This is a genomic window from Hydrogenophaga pseudoflava (assembly GCF_004353865.1).
Classification (GTDB): domain Bacteria; phylum Pseudomonadota; class Gammaproteobacteria; order Burkholderiales; family Burkholderiaceae_C; genus Hydrogenophaga; species Hydrogenophaga pseudoflava.
Genome location: NZ_CP037867.1, coordinates 3,572,338 through 3,585,779 on the forward strand (window position 1 = coordinate 3,572,338; position 13,442 = coordinate 3,585,779).

A 13,442-nucleotide genomic window follows, 5' to 3' on the forward strand; every position below is an offset into this window, starting at 1 on the left:
CGGCCAACTGTGCTGGTCGGCGGCAGACCACCGGCGTCGCCGGCCGGCCGGCGCTCGGTTAGCATGGACCGTCCATGCCCGAGCCCTCCCAGCCCCCCGCGCTGCGCCCGGTTCCACCGGTGTCGCCCCCCGACACGCCGCTGTACCAGCAGATCGCGCAGGCCCTGGCACAACTGATTCATGGCGGCACCCTCAAGGCCGGCCAGCGCCTGCCCTCGGTGCGCGAAACCTCGGTGGCGCACGGCGTGTCGATCTCCACCGCGCTGCAGGCCTACCGCCAGCTGGAGGAGCAAGGCCTGGTGCAGGCGCGCCCCAAGGCCGGCTACTTCGTGCGGCGACCGCAGCGCATCGCCCAGCCCGGCCTGAGCGCGCCGCCGCAGCGCAGCTTTCTGGTGGAGCGGCAGACCCGCTCCGAGGGCTTTGCCATGCTGCACCAGCCGGGCGACCGCGCCAGCTTCGGCGGCTTCGCGCCCGAACAGAGCACGCTGTTCGACGAGGAACGCCTGCGCGTCGCCATCGGCCGCGCCTCGCGCGTGCACCGCCACAGCCTGACCGAATACAACAAGGCCGACGCCGGCCGCCCCGCGCTGCGCCAGGCGGTGGCCCGGCGCGCGCTGCACCTGGGCTGCGCGCTGGACGCGGCCCACATCGTCATCACCGCCAGTTGCACCCAGGCCGTCAGCCTGTGCCTGCGCGCCGTGACCCAGCCGGGCGACGTGGTGGCGCTGGAGTCGCCCACCTTCTTCGGTTACCTCGACCTGATCGAGTCGCTGGGCCTGCGCGTGCTGGAGATCCCCACGCACCCCGCCACCGGCCTGTCCCTGCCCGCGCTCGAGCTCGCGCTGGACACGCAGCCGGTCAAGGCGGTGCTGGCCGCGCCCACGCTGTCCAACCCGCTGGGTTCGGTGATGCCGATGAACGCCAAGCAGAAGCTGGTGAAGCTGCTGGCGCAGCGGCGGGTGCCGCTGATCGAGGACGTGGTGTTCAACGACCTGCTGGCCGGCGACGAGCGCCGCAAGGCGGCCAAGTCCTTCGACACCGACGGCAACGTGATGGTCTGCGGCTCGTTCGCCAAGACGCTCACGCCCGGTATCCGCCTGGGCTGGGTGGAGGCCGGCCGCTGGCGCGACAGCGTGGCCTCGCACAAGCGGCTGCAGGGTGCGGCCACGCCGGTGGTGCTGGAGGAAGCCCTGGCCGACCTGCTGAACCAGGGCAGTTACGAGGCCCACCTGCGGCGCCTGACCACCTACATGAACCAGCGCCGCAACGAGGCGCGCCGCCTGATCGCGCACCACTTCCCGCCGGGCACCAAGGTGAGCAACCCGCCCTCGGGCGACACGCTCTGGCTGGAACTGGCGCCCGACCTGTCGGCCATGGAGCTGTTCCGTCGCTGCGCCACCGAAGGCATCACCTTCGGCCCCGGCGAATTCTTCACCGCCACCGACCGCTACCGGCACTGCCTGCGCCTGAACTTCTCCGGGCCCTGGACCACGCTGGAGATGCAGGCACTGGCGCGCATCGGCGAGATCGCGCGGCAGATGCTGCAGGAAAACCCCGAGAAGAAGCGCGCCTGAGCGCCGCGCGGCGGCGCCAGAATGGCCGCACCATGATCCAGCCGCAACAGATCACCCCGCCCATGAGCGCCGAGCGCGCGCGCGAGATCGCCGCAACGTTCGACCTGCGCGCCCTGCCCGCCGATTTCCTGGCCAACCCATTCCCGGTCTACGCCCTGCTGCGCGAACACGAGCCGGTGCGGCGCATGCCCGATGGTTCGCTCTTCCTCACGCGCCACGCCGACCTGATGGCGGTGTACCGCGACGCCGCCGTGTTCAGCTCCGACAAACACGTCGAGTTCGCACCCAAGTACGGCGTGGGCTCGCCGCTGTACGAGCACCACACCACCAGCCTGGTGTTCAACGACCCGCCGCTGCACACGCGGGTGCGCAAGCTAATCATGGGCGCCCTCACCCGCCGCGCGATCGCCGACATGGAGCCGGGCCTGGTGACCCTGGTCGACCAGCTGCTCGACCGCATCGAGGCGCAAGGCGGCGGTGATCTGGTCGAGGACTTCGCCTCCGCGATCCCGGTCGAGATCATCGGCAACCTGCTGGGGGTGCCGCACGCCGACCGTGGCCCGCTGCGCGACTGGTCGCTGGCCATCCTCGGCGCGCTTGAACCCGTGCCCACGCCCGAGCAGCACGCCGCCGGCAACCGCAGCGTGACCGAGATGCTGGCCTACCTGCGCACGCTGGTTGCCGCACGGCGCCAGGCCCCGGGCGACCCCGAGCGCGACGTGCTCACGCGCCTGATCCAGGGCGAGGCCAGTGGCGAGAAACTCAGCGAGGTCGAGCTGCTGCAGAACTGCATCTTCCTGCTCAACGCCGGCCACGAAACCACCACCAACCTGATCGGCAACGGCCTGATCCTGATGCAGGAGTTCCCGGCCCAGCGCAAACAGCTGCTGGCCGACCTGCGCACCGCCGGCACCGACGAGGCGGCCCGCGAACAGGTGCTGACGCTGGCGGTGGACGAATGCCTGCGCTTCGAGTCGTCCAACCAGCTGGGCAACCGGCGCGCGCTGACGGCGGCCACGGTCGGTGGCGTGGCGCTGGACGCGGGCGCTCTGGTCACGCTCTGCATCGGCGCCGCCAACCGCGACCCCGCGGTGTACGACCAGCCCGAGACCCTGAACCTGCGCCGCGAGGGCAACAAACACCTGGCGTTCGGCTTCGGCATCCACCAGTGCGCGGGCCTGAGCCTGGCGCGGCTCGAAGGCCGCATCGCCATCGGGCGCTTCCTGGCCCGCTTTCCGCGCTTCGAGCTCAGCGCACCGCCGGTGCGAGGCGGGCGGGCGCGGTTCCGGGGCTTTCTCTCGGCGCCGTTCAGGACCGCCTGATCAGGGCACCGACGGCGCCGCCAGCGCCTGCGCCACCGTCATGCTCCGCAGCCCGCTGACCGCCCAGAAGGCCTCGGTGCTGGGCGAATCGGGCAGCAGCAGGCGCTGCGCCAGCGGCGCCACCGGCAGGTTCGCCGGGTCCTGCAGCAGCACGTAGCGCTCGTCCTCTTCGTCCAGCCGGCCCAGCCAGTCGAGCGCCACCAGCGCGCCGATCGGCTCCTCCAGGTGCAGCGGGTCGACCTGCAGCGCCTGCGCCAGCGCGTCGAGGCTCAGGCCGCGCGCCGGTGCCTCGCGCACCAGCTGCAGCTGCACCAGCGTCTCCAGCGCGAGCTGGAAGCGCCAGCCCGGGTAGTTGCCGCGGCGTGCGATGCCCGAGAGCAGGCTGGGCAGGTAGGCCGCGACCACCGCGCCCAGCAGCACGATCACCCAGGCCACGTAGAACCAGACCAGCAGGATGGGCACGGTGGCGAAGGTGCCGTAGACCACCGAGTAGGTCGGCACCTGGCCCAGGTACCAGGCCAGCACGCCCTTGGCCAGTTCCAGCGCACCCGCGGTGAACAGGCCGCCCACCAGCGCGTGCGACCAGCGCACCTTGGTGTTGGGCACGAAACGGTAGAGCGCGGCCATGCCGCCGGTCATCAGCACAAACTGCAGCGAGTCGAGCAGCACCCGCACGCTGCCCGATCGCGTCACGCCCGTCGTGGTGACGGCGTAGGAGGTGGCGGTCAGGCTGGCGGCCAGCAGCAGCGGCCCCAGGGTGAGCACCGCCCAGTACACCAGCACACGCTGTGTCAGCGGCCTCGAGGTGCGCACACGCCAGATGTCGTTGAGCTTGCGGTCGATGGTGAGGATCAGCGCCAGCGCGGTGCCCAGCAGGATCAGCGCCCCGACCCAGCCGATCTGCCCGGCCTTGGCCGCGAACTGGTTGAGGTAGCTCAGCACCTGCTTGGCGATGTTGTCGGGCACCAGGCTCTCGACCAGCCAGCGCTGCAGCGTGACCTGCAGCCGGCCGAACATGGGGAAGGCGCTGAACACCGCCAGCGCCACCGTGAACAGCGGCACCAGCGAGATGGTGGTGGTGAAGGTGAGGCTGGACGCGGTCACGCCCAGCCGGTCTTCGCGGAAGCGCTCGCGCAGGGTCAGCGCGGTGGTGCGCCAGGGGAAACGCAGCAGGTTCTGCCACAGCTCGGCCAGCAGGGTCTGGGCGTCGGCAAGGCGCTCGGAAACAGTCATCCCGGTATCATGCCACCCGCCATGACAGACCCGCTCTCCCCCTCTTCCCCCGCGACCGCCATGGCCCCGGTTCCCGCGGGCGTGGCCCGCTCCCGCCAGCTCGCGGTGACCAGCCTGGTGGCGCTGATCGCGCTGTGCCTGGCATGGGAACTCTGGCTGGCGCCGCTGCGGCCCGGTGGTTCCTGGCTGGTGCTCAAGGTGCTGCCGCTGACCTTGCCGCTGGCGGGCCTGCTCAAGAACCGCATGTACACCTACCGCTGGCTCAGCCTGCTGGTCTGGCTGTATGCGGCCGAGGGCGCGGTGCGCATGACCAGCGACCCCAGCAGCCTCTCGGCCCTGCTCGCCGGCATCGAGCTGCTGCTGTGCGTGGTGCTCTTCGTGGCCTGCACCTGGCACATCCGCACCCGGCTGCGCGCCGCCGGCAAGGAGGCCATCGCGGCCGACGCTGCCCGCCGCGCCGCCGAGGCCGGCTATGCGGCCGACCCGGTTCCGCCATCGAGGAAGCCATGAACGAACTGATCACCACCCTGCGCAGCATCGTCGGCCACGCCCAGGTGCTGACGCACGACGACCCGGCCACCGACCTCTCGGCCTGGGAACAGGACTGGCGCAAGCGCCTGCGCGGCCGTGCCCTCGCCGTGGTGCGACCCGGCCATACGGCCGAGGTGGCGGCGGTGGTGAAAGCCTGCGCCGCCGCCGGCGTGAGCATCGTGCCCCAGGGCGGCAACACCGGTCTGGTGGTCGGCTCGGTGCCCGATGACAGCGGCACGCAGGTGGTGCTCAGCCTCACGCGCATGAACGCCGTGCGCGCCATCGATGGCGACAACCTCACCATGACGGTCGAGGCCGGCTGCGTGCTGCAGGTGCTGCAGGAAACCGCCGAGAAGGCCGGCTACCTGTTCCCGCTCTCGCTGGCGGCAGAAGGCAGCTGCACCATCGGTGGCAACCTGGCCACCAACGCGGGCGGCACCCAGGTGGTGCGCTACGGCAACGCGCGCGAGCTGTGCCTGGGCCTGGAGGTGGTGACCGCGCAGGGCGAGGTCTGGAATGGTCTCTCGGGCCTGCGCAAGGACAACACCGGCTACGACCTGCGCGACCTCTTTGTCGGCAGCGAGGGCACGCTGGGCGTGATCACCGCGGCCACCATGAAGCTCTACCCGCTGCCCGCCGCGCAGCTCACCGCCTGGGCCGCCGTGCCCTCGCTGGAGGCAGCGGTGCAGCTGCTGGGCCTGGCGCACCGGCACCTGGGCGCGGGCCTGACCGGCTTCGAGGTCATGGGCCGGTTCGCCCTCTCGCTGGTGGCCAAACACTTTCCGCAGCAGCGCGTGCCGCTGTGGGCCGATCACCCCTACTGCGTGCTGCTGGAGAACAGCGACAGCGAGTCCGAGGACCACGCGCGCGGCCAGTTCGAGCGGCTGCTGGAGACCGCGTTTGAAAACGGCGTGGTCAGCGATGCGGTGGTGGCGGAGAACCTGTCGCAGGCCCATGCGCTGTGGCACATCCGCGAAAGCATTCCGCTGGCACAGGCCGAAGAGGGCCTGAACATCAAGCACGACATCAGCATCCCGGTCTCGAAGATCCCCGCCTTCTGCGCCGAGACCGACGCGCTGCTGCAGCGCGAGATACCCGGCGTGCGCCTGGTGAATTTCGGCCACCTGGGCGACGGCAACCTGCACTACAACGTGCAGGCGCCCGAAGGCGGCGACCCGGCCACCTTCCTGCGCGAGCAGGAGGAACGGGTCAACCACCTGGTGTTCGACCAGGTCGCGCGCTTCGAGGGCTCGATCAGCGCCGAACACGGCGTCGGCAGCCTCAAGGTCGACAAGCTGCCGGACTACAAGGACCCGGTGGCGCTGGCGCTGATGCGCTCGATCAAGCAGGCGCTGGACCCGCAGAACATCCTCAACCCCGGCCGGGTGCTGCGCTGATCGGCCGGCAGCGGCACGCCCGTCGAGGCAGGGTCAGCCTGCGGGCTGTGCCTTGAGGCGTTCTTCGTTGAGGCGGTCGGCGCGCTGCGCCGCCGTGCGCCCGCCCAGCCGTTTCACATAGTCGGCGAACACGGGGCGCTTCTCTATGGTTCCGAACATCAGGCCCCAAGCCAGGCTCGACCCGATGTAGACATCCGCGGCGGAGAAGCGCTCACCGCAGATGAACGGCCCGGGTCGCAGGGCGATCTCCAGTGCGTTCAGGGTGTCGTCGTAGCTGCCAAAGCCTGCCATGCGCTCACGTCCCGGTGGCACCTGCCAGCCGAGGGCCCGGGCGGTCACGGCCTGCTCCAGCGGCCCGGCCCCGAAAAAGAGCCAGCGCAGCCAGGTGCCCCGCAGCGGATCGCCCGGCGGGGGCGCCAGGCCGGTGTCGGGAAAGGCATCGGCCAGGTAGGCACAGATCGCGGCGGCCTCGGTCACCACCACATCGCCGTGCCGCAGGGCGGGCACCTTGCCCATCGGGTTGACCGCGCGGTACTCGGCGGACTTCATCTCGGGCCCGAAGTTGAGCCAGACGGTGCGGTAGGGCTGCCCCACCTCTTCCATCATCCAGTGCACGATGCGCCCCCGGGACTGGGGGTTGGTGTAGAAAACCAGCTCGCTCATGGCGTTCCTCCTGTGGTCGGTGGTGGCAAAGGGCGATCCTAGCCGCTGCCCCCGGGGGCCACAACCTTGCAGGCAAAATGGCGGGATGACTGCCCCGACCCACCGCCCCGTCCGCTCCCAGTACGAAGACTTTATGCGCCACGTCTATGAGCATGGCGTGCAGAAGGGCGACCGCACCGGCACCGGCACGCGCAGCGTGTTCGGCCACCAGATGCGCTTCGACCTCAACGAGGGCTTTCCGCTGGTGACGACCAAGAAGGTCTTCCTCAAGGCCATCATCGTCGAGCTGCTGTGGTTCCTGCGCGGCGATTCCAACGTGAAGTGGCTGCAGGAGCGGGGCTGCACCATCTGGGACGAATGGGCGCGCGAGGACGGCGAACTCGGCCCGGTGTACGGCGTGCAGTGGCGCAACTGGCCCAAGCCGGGCGGCGGCCACGTCGACCAGATCAGCGAGGTCGTCAAACAGCTCAAGACCAACCCCGACAGCCGCCGCATCATCGTCAGCGCCTGGAACGTGGCCGACCTGGACCAGATGGCGCTCATGCCCTGCCACGCCTTCTTCCAGTTCTACGTGGCGCCCGCCACCGAGCCGGGCGGTCGCGGCAAGCTGTCCTGCCAGCTGTATCAGCGCAGCGCCGACATCTTCCTGGGCGTGCCCTTCAACATCGCGTCGTACGCCCTGCTGACCCACATGCTGGCGCAGCAGTGCGACCTGGACGTGGGCGACTTTATCTGGACCGGGGGCGACTGCCACATCTACAGCAACCACCACGAACAGGTGGAACTGCAGCTGAGCCGCCAGCCTTTTGCCTACCCGACGCTCAACATCAAGCGCAAGCCGGCCTCGATCTTCGATTACGAGTACGAGGATTTCGAAGTGGTCGGCTACGAGTGCCACCCCGCCATCAAGGCGCCCGTCGCCGTCTGACGATCTTTCCGTGATTTCGCGCCGCCAGCTCTGGGCGCTGCTGGCCCTCACACTCATGTGGGGGGTCAATTGGCCCATGATGAAGCTCTCGCTGCAGCAGCTCTCGCCGCTGTACTTCCGTGCCAGCACCATGCTGCTGGGCGCGGCCTGGCTGTTCGCCTACGTGGCGTCCAAAGGCGAACGCATGCGGCCCTCCGGCAAGGAATGGCTGACCATCGCCTGGCTGGGGCTGCCCAACGTGCTGGGCTGGCACACGCTGTCCATCTTCGGCGTGCAGGAACTGGCCTCGGGGCGTGCCGCCATCCTGGGCTTCACCATGCCCATCTTCACCGTGCTGATCGGCGCCGCCTTCTTCGGCGAGCGCATCACGCCGCGCGTGCGGCTGGCGGTGGTGTGTGTGAGCCTGGCCATCGGCCTGCTGCTGTGGCACGAGCTGCAGCGGCTCAGTGGCCGCCCCGCCGGTGTGGCCTGGATGCTGGGCGCCGCGGCCTCGTGGGCGCTGGGCACGCTGATGTTCCGCCGCGCCCACCTCACGCTCTCGCCGCTGGTGGTCACGGTCTGGATGCTGCTGCTGGGCAGCAGTGTGGTCTGGGCACTCGCGCTGTCGCTGGAACCGCTGCCACAACCCGCCAGTTTCACACCGCTGATGTGGATCAGCCTGGCCTATGGCGTGCTGATCAACTACGGCTTCGCGCAGCTGATCTGGTTCGGCATGGCGCGCGACCTGCCGCCGGCCACCAGCGCCATGAGCGTGATGGCGATCCCGCTGGTGGGCACGCTCAGCGCCACTTTCATCACCGGCGAGGTGCCGCACTGGCAGGACTGGCTGGCCATGGTGTTCGTGATGGTGGCGATCGCCAGCGTGCTGCTGCCCTCGGGCTTTCTGCGCAGAAGTCCCGGCGCGGCACAATCGCCGGATGCCTGAGACCACCGCCCCCGCTTCGCTCCACCTGATCTACGCCCGCGCCGCCAATGGCGTGATCGGCAAGGACAACCAGCTGCCCTGGCACCTGCCCGAGGACCTGGCGCACTTCAAGCGCACCACCCTGGGCTGCCCGGTCATCATGGGCCGCAAGACCTGGGACTCGCTGCCGCCGAAATTCCGCCCGCTGCCGGGCCGGCTGAACATCGTCGTGACGCGGGACACGGGTTTCGTCGCCGAGGGCGCGAGCGTGGCGCATTCGCTCGAAACCGCGCGCGGGCTCTGCCCCGCCGGTAGCACCGCCTGGGTGATCGGCGGTGCGCAGATCTATGCGCAGGCGCTGCCGCTGGCCAACGAGGTGATGGTGACGGAGATCGCGCAGGACTTCGAGGGTGATGCCTTCGCGCCCGTGCTGGGCGGCGAATGGCGCGAGGTGGCTCGCGAAGAACAGGTCAGCGCCAGCGGGCTGCCCTTCGCCTTCGTCACCTACCGGCGCGCGGACGCCTGAGCGTCCGCCATCCGCCGACCGTCACTTCGACTTGATCTTTTCCATCAGCTCGCGCGCCTCGGCGCGGCGGCCTTCGTCGGCAATCTGGCGGCCGGCGCGGGGCGCCGCCTGCATCACCTTCTCCAGGTGGGCCACGGCCTTCTGCGGCTCGCCGGTCTCCACCAGGTAGTCGGCGAAGAAGTAGTTGGCGTCGATGCCCTTGGGGTTGATCGCCAGCGCCTTCTGCAGCAGGTCGCGGGCCTTGTCCTTGTCACCGAAGGCGATCGGCCAGCCGGGCACCTTGTAGTACAGCACGCCCAGGCTGTTGTAGGCCGAACCGTCGAGCGTGTTGCCATCGATCTGGATCGCCTGCTCGTACAGCACCTTGGCCTGCTTGACCAGGCCGAGAGCGCCCAGCCCGCCTTTGGCGCCACCCCAGGAGCTGAGGATGATGCCCTCCCAGACCAGGGGCTCGGGGCGGCCGGAAAAGCTCTCGCTGACCTTGTGGGCACGGGCGGCCAGGGCCTCGAACTTCTTCTCCTTCTCGGCCGCGGGCGTCTTGTAGTTGATGACCTCCCAGGCCTGCTGCAGCTCGGTGACGGACTCTTCGACCGTGGCGGCCTGGACCGCCGGCAACAGGGACAGGCCGGCGAGCGCCAGCAGGACAGAGGTCAGACGGCGGCGCGACGCGCCGGTGGTGGAGAGCGGAAACGGAACAGACATGGAAGGACCTCCGGGAATGTGATTCAGGAACTCAGGACCGGCCGGACATGACCGGTGGCCTGCAGGTGGCGGCTGTGGCGCTTGAAGCTGCCATCCAGCAGCGCAGGCGCCAGGCCGTTGAGGCGGGCAGCGAACTTCTCGGGAAAGCCGACAAAGCGTTCCCCGTCCCCGCTCTCCAGCAGGGCCACCAGCTCGGCGGCCACCTGTTCGGGGCGGTCGCTGGCGGTGCCGGTGGCGCGGTTGTAGGCCTCCACAGCTTCGCTGTTGAAGGCGGTTTTCGTGGTGCGCGGGCCGAGGTACTGCACCGCCACCGGCGTCTCGGCCAGCTCGCGGCGCAGCGCCTGCGCAAAACCGCGCAGCCCGAACTTGCCCGCGCTGTAGACGCTGAAGCCCGGCAGGCCAATGGCCCCCAGGGCCGAGCCGACGCAGATCACCTGTGCGGCCTGCTGAGCCAGCAGGTGCGGCAGCAGGCAGCGCGTGAGCAGCATGGGCGCCAGCAGATTGATCTGCAGCGCCGCCGTCATCTGTTCGGGTGTCTGGTCCTGCAGCCGTCCGAACGAGGGCAGGCCGGCGTTGTGCACCAGCACGTTGCAGCCCCAGACCGCCGCCTGCGCGGACAGGCTGTCCAGATCCTTCGGCTGCGTCAGGTCCGCCACCCGGCAGGCCACCCGCGCGGGATGGGCACCGGTGCTGCGTCCGAGCTGGCTCGCCAGCTCTTCCAGGCGGGACGCCGAGCGCCCCACCAGCATCACCGCCGCGCCGGCCTTGAGCAGCGCCTCGGCGCTGGCGGCACCGATGCCACCAGCCGCGCCAGTGATCACCACACGCGCGTTCGCGGCCTTCATGCGGCCACCGCCTCGCGCGCGGGCTGTGCCGCCATTTGCGGCAGCGGCAGGCCGCGGAACACGTCGCCATACAGACGGAAGAACGCCTTCGCGCTGTGCACGATGTCGGCCTGGTCCTGCGGGTCGCTGATCTGGTCCATCAGCAGCTGGAAGTGGGCCGTGTGCTCCTGGTCCAGCGTGCCGTGCGAGCGCAGGTAGCTGAAGGCCGAGTCCGGCAGGTTCAGCGGCTTCTGGATGCTGTCGGCCGCCAGCAGGGCCAGCGAGACGCTGGTGCCTTCGAGCACGTGCACCATGCCGAAGAAACCCAGCGGGTTGCCACGCTGGATGGTGTCGTAGGCGTAGGCGACCATGACCTCGGCCGCATGGCCGGGCCGGCCGTGGCGCACCGCTTCGGCGTCACCACCGCAGGCGCGGATGTCGTCCAGGATCCACTCCTCGTGGCCCTTCTCTTCTTCGACGTATTCGTCCAGTGCAGGTTTCAGCCAAGCGTGGTGCGCCGGCAGCGCGGCCTGGCAGGCCTGCAGCAGCGGCACGGTGTGCTTGACGTGGTGGTAAGCCTCGGTGAGGAAGGCGATGTAGCTGGGCAGCGAGACTTCGCCGCGCAGGCAGCCCTGGATGATGGGCGCGGAGAGCAGGCCCATGCGGGCCTGTACGGTCTGTTGCAGCAGTTGGGCGTGAAAGGACATGAGGACTCCAGAGAAACGCTCAGGCGGTCACCGCGTCGTGGGCGGTGAGACCGAGCAATTGGGCATGAAGGGTCAGGATGGCGTCGCGGCGTGGCCGGCCGTTGGCGGTGGCCATGCTGCTGCCGGCGGTGAACGGCGCCTGCGCCCGCACCCAGCGGGCCACGCGGGCGTAGTCGGGCAGCGAGGCGTTGGCGGCGTCGATCTCGGCCTGGATGGCCGAATCGGGCAGCGCGTCGTTCACCGGCCAGACCACGGCGCTCAGGGCCGGTTCGCCGTCGCCGAGCACCACCGCCTGCGCGAGGGTGCGGCCGCTGCGCAGCGCGGTCTCGACCCACTCGGGCGAGACGTTGCGGCCGAAGGCGGTGATCAGCACGTGTTTGATGCGCCCACGCACGTGCACGAAGCCGTCGGCATCGATCTCGCCCAGGTCACCGGTGGGCCACCAGTCGCCTTGCAGCGGCCGCTGGCCGAGGTAACCCAGCATCAGGCCGCCAGCCACCTCGATCTCGCCGTGTTCATTCACACGCAGATGCGCATGTGGCAATGGGCGGCCGGCGCTGCCGGGACCGTCGGCGCCGGGCAGGTTGAGCGTCTGCACCGATGAGCCCTCAGAGAGGCCATATCCCTCGTAAGCAGGAATGCCCAGCTGGCTGGCGGCCATCAGCAGCGGCGCGCCCACGGCGGCGCCACCGACGGCGACCATGCGCAGGCCTTCGGGCGCCCGGCGGCCCTGGCTGACCAGCCAGCCGGCCCAGGCGCGCAGCATCTGCGGCAGCAGGATCAGGCTGTGGGGCTGGTGGCGCTCCACCGCCGCGTTGAACACGGCGGGGTCGAAGGACGAGGAACCGCTCAGGCCCAGTTCGGCCAGCGGCGGCACCAGGCACTCCGCCCCGCGCGCCAACGGCGCCATGACACCGGCCACGTTCTCCAGCAGCACCGCCAGCGGCAGCGCGCACAGGTGGCGGCGGATGTCCAGCGGCTCCAGCGCCTGCACCAGCGCGTCGCGCACCCGGTGCAGGCCCTCGGCGCCAAGGCACACGCCCTTGGGCGTGCCGGTGGTGCCGGAGGTGAAGGTCAGCTTGGCCGTGCCGGGCGGCATGGGCAGGCCCTGTGCCGGCAGGCGCAGCGCACACAGCGGTTCGCCCGCCACGTCCCATTGCTCGCACGGAGCCTGCGGCCAGCGCGCGGCCAGCGGGGCGATGGTGAGCAGCGTGTCGACGCCCGCCGCCTGCAGCGCGTGCGCGGTCTGCTCTGGCGTGAAAAACAGTGGCAGCGGCACGTGCACCACACCCGCGTCCTCGGCGGCCAGGTCGGCCACCACCCAGGGCATGCCGTTGTCCAGCAGCGTGGCCAGCACCCGGGTGCCAGCGTGCTTCAGGTGCGCGGTCAAGGCGGCCACTTCGGCGGTCAGTTCGTCGCGGGTCAGACCGGTCTGGCCGTTGCCCAGCGCGATCACGGTGTCGAACGCCATCATGCGTCCAGCCCCCTGGCCTGGCGGCGCTGCAGCCAGCGCAGCGCCGGCTGCATCTGCCCCGCCAGCACGACCGGGTGGTGTTCGTAGTAGCTGCCCCATTCGCCCGCCTGCTCGCCCAGCGCGGTGGCGTCCGCCCGGCCCAGGGCCAGCGGCGTGATGCCCATGCGCACGAACAGGTGGCGCAGTTCTTCGGTCAGCGTGCTCACCACCCACTGCGTGTTCTGCGCGGCCAGGTGGTGGGCCAGCCGCACGATCAGGCGGCGGCCTTCACCGGCGCGCTCGGACGCCAGATGCCCGACCTCGACAATGCCGGCGCGGGCCACCGCCGGCTGGCCCGGCTCGGCCAGGCACTGTTCGACCGGGCGATCCAGGTAGCGCTCCAGAAACAGGGCCCCTTGGTCGGCAAAGCGGTAGCCGGCCGCGGCCACGATGTCACCGCTGTCGGGATCGCGCAGGCACACCAGTTCAGGTGCGAAGCGCTGCACGCGTGCACCAAACCGGCGCGCAAACACCCGCTGGATGAAGCGCTCCACGGTTTCGCGCCCCGGATCGGACTCCGTGCACACGCAGAACGAGGGTGACGGGTTCGCCGCGGGGAACGAGGGGGCGCATGGGCCACCCGCGGTGGCAATGGCCAGGGGCATCGTGCTTCCTTTT

General features: G+C 70.2%; 14 protein-coding genes. 7 read left to right on the forward strand and 7 right to left on the reverse strand.

From position 1 onward, the window contains the following. Nucleotides 1-74 precede the first annotated feature (74 nt). Nucleotides 75-1,574: an aminotransferase-like domain-containing protein gene (locus HPF_RS17170; RefSeq protein ID WP_133157314.1), complete on the forward strand. Its 1,500-nt coding sequence runs from the start codon at nt 75-77 to the stop codon at nt 1,572-1,574. A gap of 32 nt (nt 1,575-1,606) precedes the next feature. After that, nucleotides 1,607-2,896 (forward strand): cytochrome P450, encoded by a 1,290-nt coding sequence (locus HPF_RS17175; RefSeq protein ID WP_243721606.1) that lies wholly within the window; start codon nt 1,607-1,609, stop codon nt 2,894-2,896. Here HPF_RS17175 and HPF_RS17180 read toward each other — a convergent pair whose 3' ends face one another. Continuing rightward, on the reverse strand, nt 2,897-4,129 hold the full coding sequence (locus HPF_RS17180) for a YihY family inner membrane protein (protein WP_066155920.1): 1,233 nt from the start codon (nt 4,127-4,129) through the stop codon (nt 2,897-2,899). A gap of 60 nt (nt 4,130-4,189) precedes the next feature. Here HPF_RS17180 and HPF_RS17185 point away from each other — a divergent pair, with 60 nt between their 5' ends. Then, nucleotides 4,190-4,639 carry a DUF2069 domain-containing protein gene (locus tag HPF_RS17185; RefSeq protein WP_341785638.1) on the forward strand — a complete coding sequence of 150 codons (450 nt, stop codon included), beginning with the start codon at nt 4,190-4,192 and terminating at the stop codon, nt 4,637-4,639. Next, the gene (locus HPF_RS17190) at nt 4,636-6,057 is read left to right on the forward strand and encodes an FAD-binding oxidoreductase (RefSeq protein WP_133157316.1); all 1,422 of its coding nucleotides are present in this window, start codon (nt 4,636-4,638) and stop codon (nt 6,055-6,057) included. The genes HPF_RS17185 and HPF_RS17190 overlap by 4 nt, the downstream gene beginning before the upstream one ends. A 33-nt stretch (nt 6,058-6,090) precedes the next feature. Here HPF_RS17190 and HPF_RS17195 read toward each other — a convergent pair whose 3' ends face one another. Next, a complete protein-coding gene (locus HPF_RS17195) occupies nt 6,091-6,720 on the reverse strand; it encodes a glutathione S-transferase family protein (RefSeq protein WP_133157317.1) in 630 nt (209 codons plus the stop codon). A gap of 85 nt (nt 6,721-6,805) precedes the next feature. On the opposite strand from HPF_RS17195, the gene HPF_RS17200 reads away from it, so the two are divergent. The 3 genes from HPF_RS17200 to HPF_RS17210 are packed head-to-tail and all read left to right on the forward strand — an operon-like array spanning nt 6,806 to nt 9,078. Next, a complete protein-coding gene (locus tag HPF_RS17200; RefSeq protein WP_133157318.1) occupies nt 6,806-7,648 on the forward strand; it encodes a thymidylate synthase in 843 nt (280 codons plus the stop codon). A 10-nt stretch (nt 7,649-7,658) separates the two neighbouring features. Next, on the forward strand, nt 7,659-8,573 hold the full coding sequence (locus HPF_RS17205; RefSeq protein ID WP_133157319.1) for a DMT family transporter: 915 nt from the start codon (nt 7,659-7,661) through the stop codon (nt 8,571-8,573). Next, nucleotides 8,566-9,078, forward strand: coding sequence for a dihydrofolate reductase (locus tag HPF_RS17210; protein ID WP_133157320.1), 513 nt, complete (start codon nt 8,566-8,568; stop codon nt 9,076-9,078). The genes HPF_RS17205 and HPF_RS17210 overlap by 8 nt, the downstream gene beginning before the upstream one ends. Nucleotides 9,079-9,099: 21 nt before the next feature. Here the strand turns inward: HPF_RS17210 and HPF_RS17215 are convergent, their stop codons facing one another. From HPF_RS17215 to HPF_RS17235, 5 genes are read right to left on the reverse strand one after another with little or no spacing between them, the layout of a single operon-like run. Then, on the reverse strand, nt 9,100-9,780 hold the full coding sequence (locus tag HPF_RS17215) for a tetratricopeptide repeat protein (RefSeq protein WP_207959199.1): 681 nt from the start codon (nt 9,778-9,780) through the stop codon (nt 9,100-9,102). Nucleotides 9,781-9,803: 23 nt separating this feature from the next. After that, on the reverse strand, nt 9,804-10,625 hold the full coding sequence (locus tag HPF_RS17220; protein ID WP_079365211.1) for an SDR family oxidoreductase: 822 nt from the start codon (nt 10,623-10,625) through the stop codon (nt 9,804-9,806). After that, the gene (locus tag HPF_RS17225) at nt 10,622-11,311 is read right to left on the reverse strand and encodes an iron-containing redox enzyme family protein (RefSeq protein WP_066155892.1); all 690 of its coding nucleotides are present in this window, start codon (nt 11,309-11,311) and stop codon (nt 10,622-10,624) included. The genes HPF_RS17220 and HPF_RS17225 overlap by 4 nt, the downstream gene beginning before the upstream one ends. A 19-nt stretch (nt 11,312-11,330) precedes the next feature. Next, nucleotides 11,331-12,785 carry an AMP-binding protein gene (locus HPF_RS17230; protein WP_243721607.1) on the reverse strand — a complete coding sequence of 485 codons (1,455 nt, stop codon included), beginning with the start codon at nt 12,783-12,785 and terminating at the stop codon, nt 11,331-11,333. Then, complete coding sequence (locus tag HPF_RS17235) at nt 12,782-13,429, reverse strand: thermostable hemolysin (RefSeq protein ID WP_133157321.1); 648 nt, start codon at nt 13,427-13,429, stop codon at nt 12,782-12,784. The genes HPF_RS17230 and HPF_RS17235 overlap by 4 nt, the downstream gene beginning before the upstream one ends. Between the last annotated feature and the right edge of the window lie 13 nt (nt 13,430-13,442).

Coding starts and splice junctions, on each gene's coding strand:
- HPF_RS17230 (WP_243721607.1), bottom strand. CDS start 12,785: ATGATGGCGTTCGACACCGTGATCGCGCTGGGCAACGGCCAGACCGGT.
- HPF_RS17180 (WP_066155920.1), bottom strand. CDS start 4,129: ATGACTGTTTCCGAGCGCCTTGCCGACGCCCAGACCCTGCTGGCCGAG.
- HPF_RS17210 (WP_133157320.1), top strand. CDS start 8,566: ATGCCTGAGACCACCGCCCCCGCTTCGCTCCACCTGATCTACGCCCGC.
- HPF_RS17175 (WP_243721606.1), top strand. CDS start 1,607: ATGATCCAGCCGCAACAGATCACCCCGCCCATGAGCGCCGAGCGCGCG.
- HPF_RS17170 (WP_133157314.1), top strand. CDS start 75: ATGCCCGAGCCCTCCCAGCCCCCCGCGCTGCGCCCGGTTCCACCGGTG.
- HPF_RS17185 (WP_341785638.1), top strand. CDS start 4,190: ATGGCCCCGGTTCCCGCGGGCGTGGCCCGCTCCCGCCAGCTCGCGGTG.
- HPF_RS17190 (WP_133157316.1), top strand. CDS start 4,636: ATGAACGAACTGATCACCACCCTGCGCAGCATCGTCGGCCACGCCCAG.
- HPF_RS17215 (WP_207959199.1), bottom strand. CDS start 9,780: ATGTCTGTTCCGTTTCCGCTCTCCACCACCGGCGCGTCGCGCCGCCGT.
- HPF_RS17200 (WP_133157318.1), top strand. CDS start 6,806: ATGACTGCCCCGACCCACCGCCCCGTCCGCTCCCAGTACGAAGACTTT.
- HPF_RS17225 (WP_066155892.1), bottom strand. CDS start 11,311: ATGTCCTTTCACGCCCAACTGCTGCAACAGACCGTACAGGCCCGCATG.
- HPF_RS17220 (WP_079365211.1), bottom strand. CDS start 10,625: ATGAAGGCCGCGAACGCGCGTGTGGTGATCACTGGCGCGGCTGGTGGC.
- HPF_RS17235 (WP_133157321.1), bottom strand. CDS start 13,429: ATGCCCCTGGCCATTGCCACCGCGGGTGGCCCATGCGCCCCCTCGTTC.
- HPF_RS17195 (WP_133157317.1), bottom strand. CDS start 6,720: ATGAGCGAGCTGGTTTTCTACACCAACCCCCAGTCCCGGGGGCGCATC.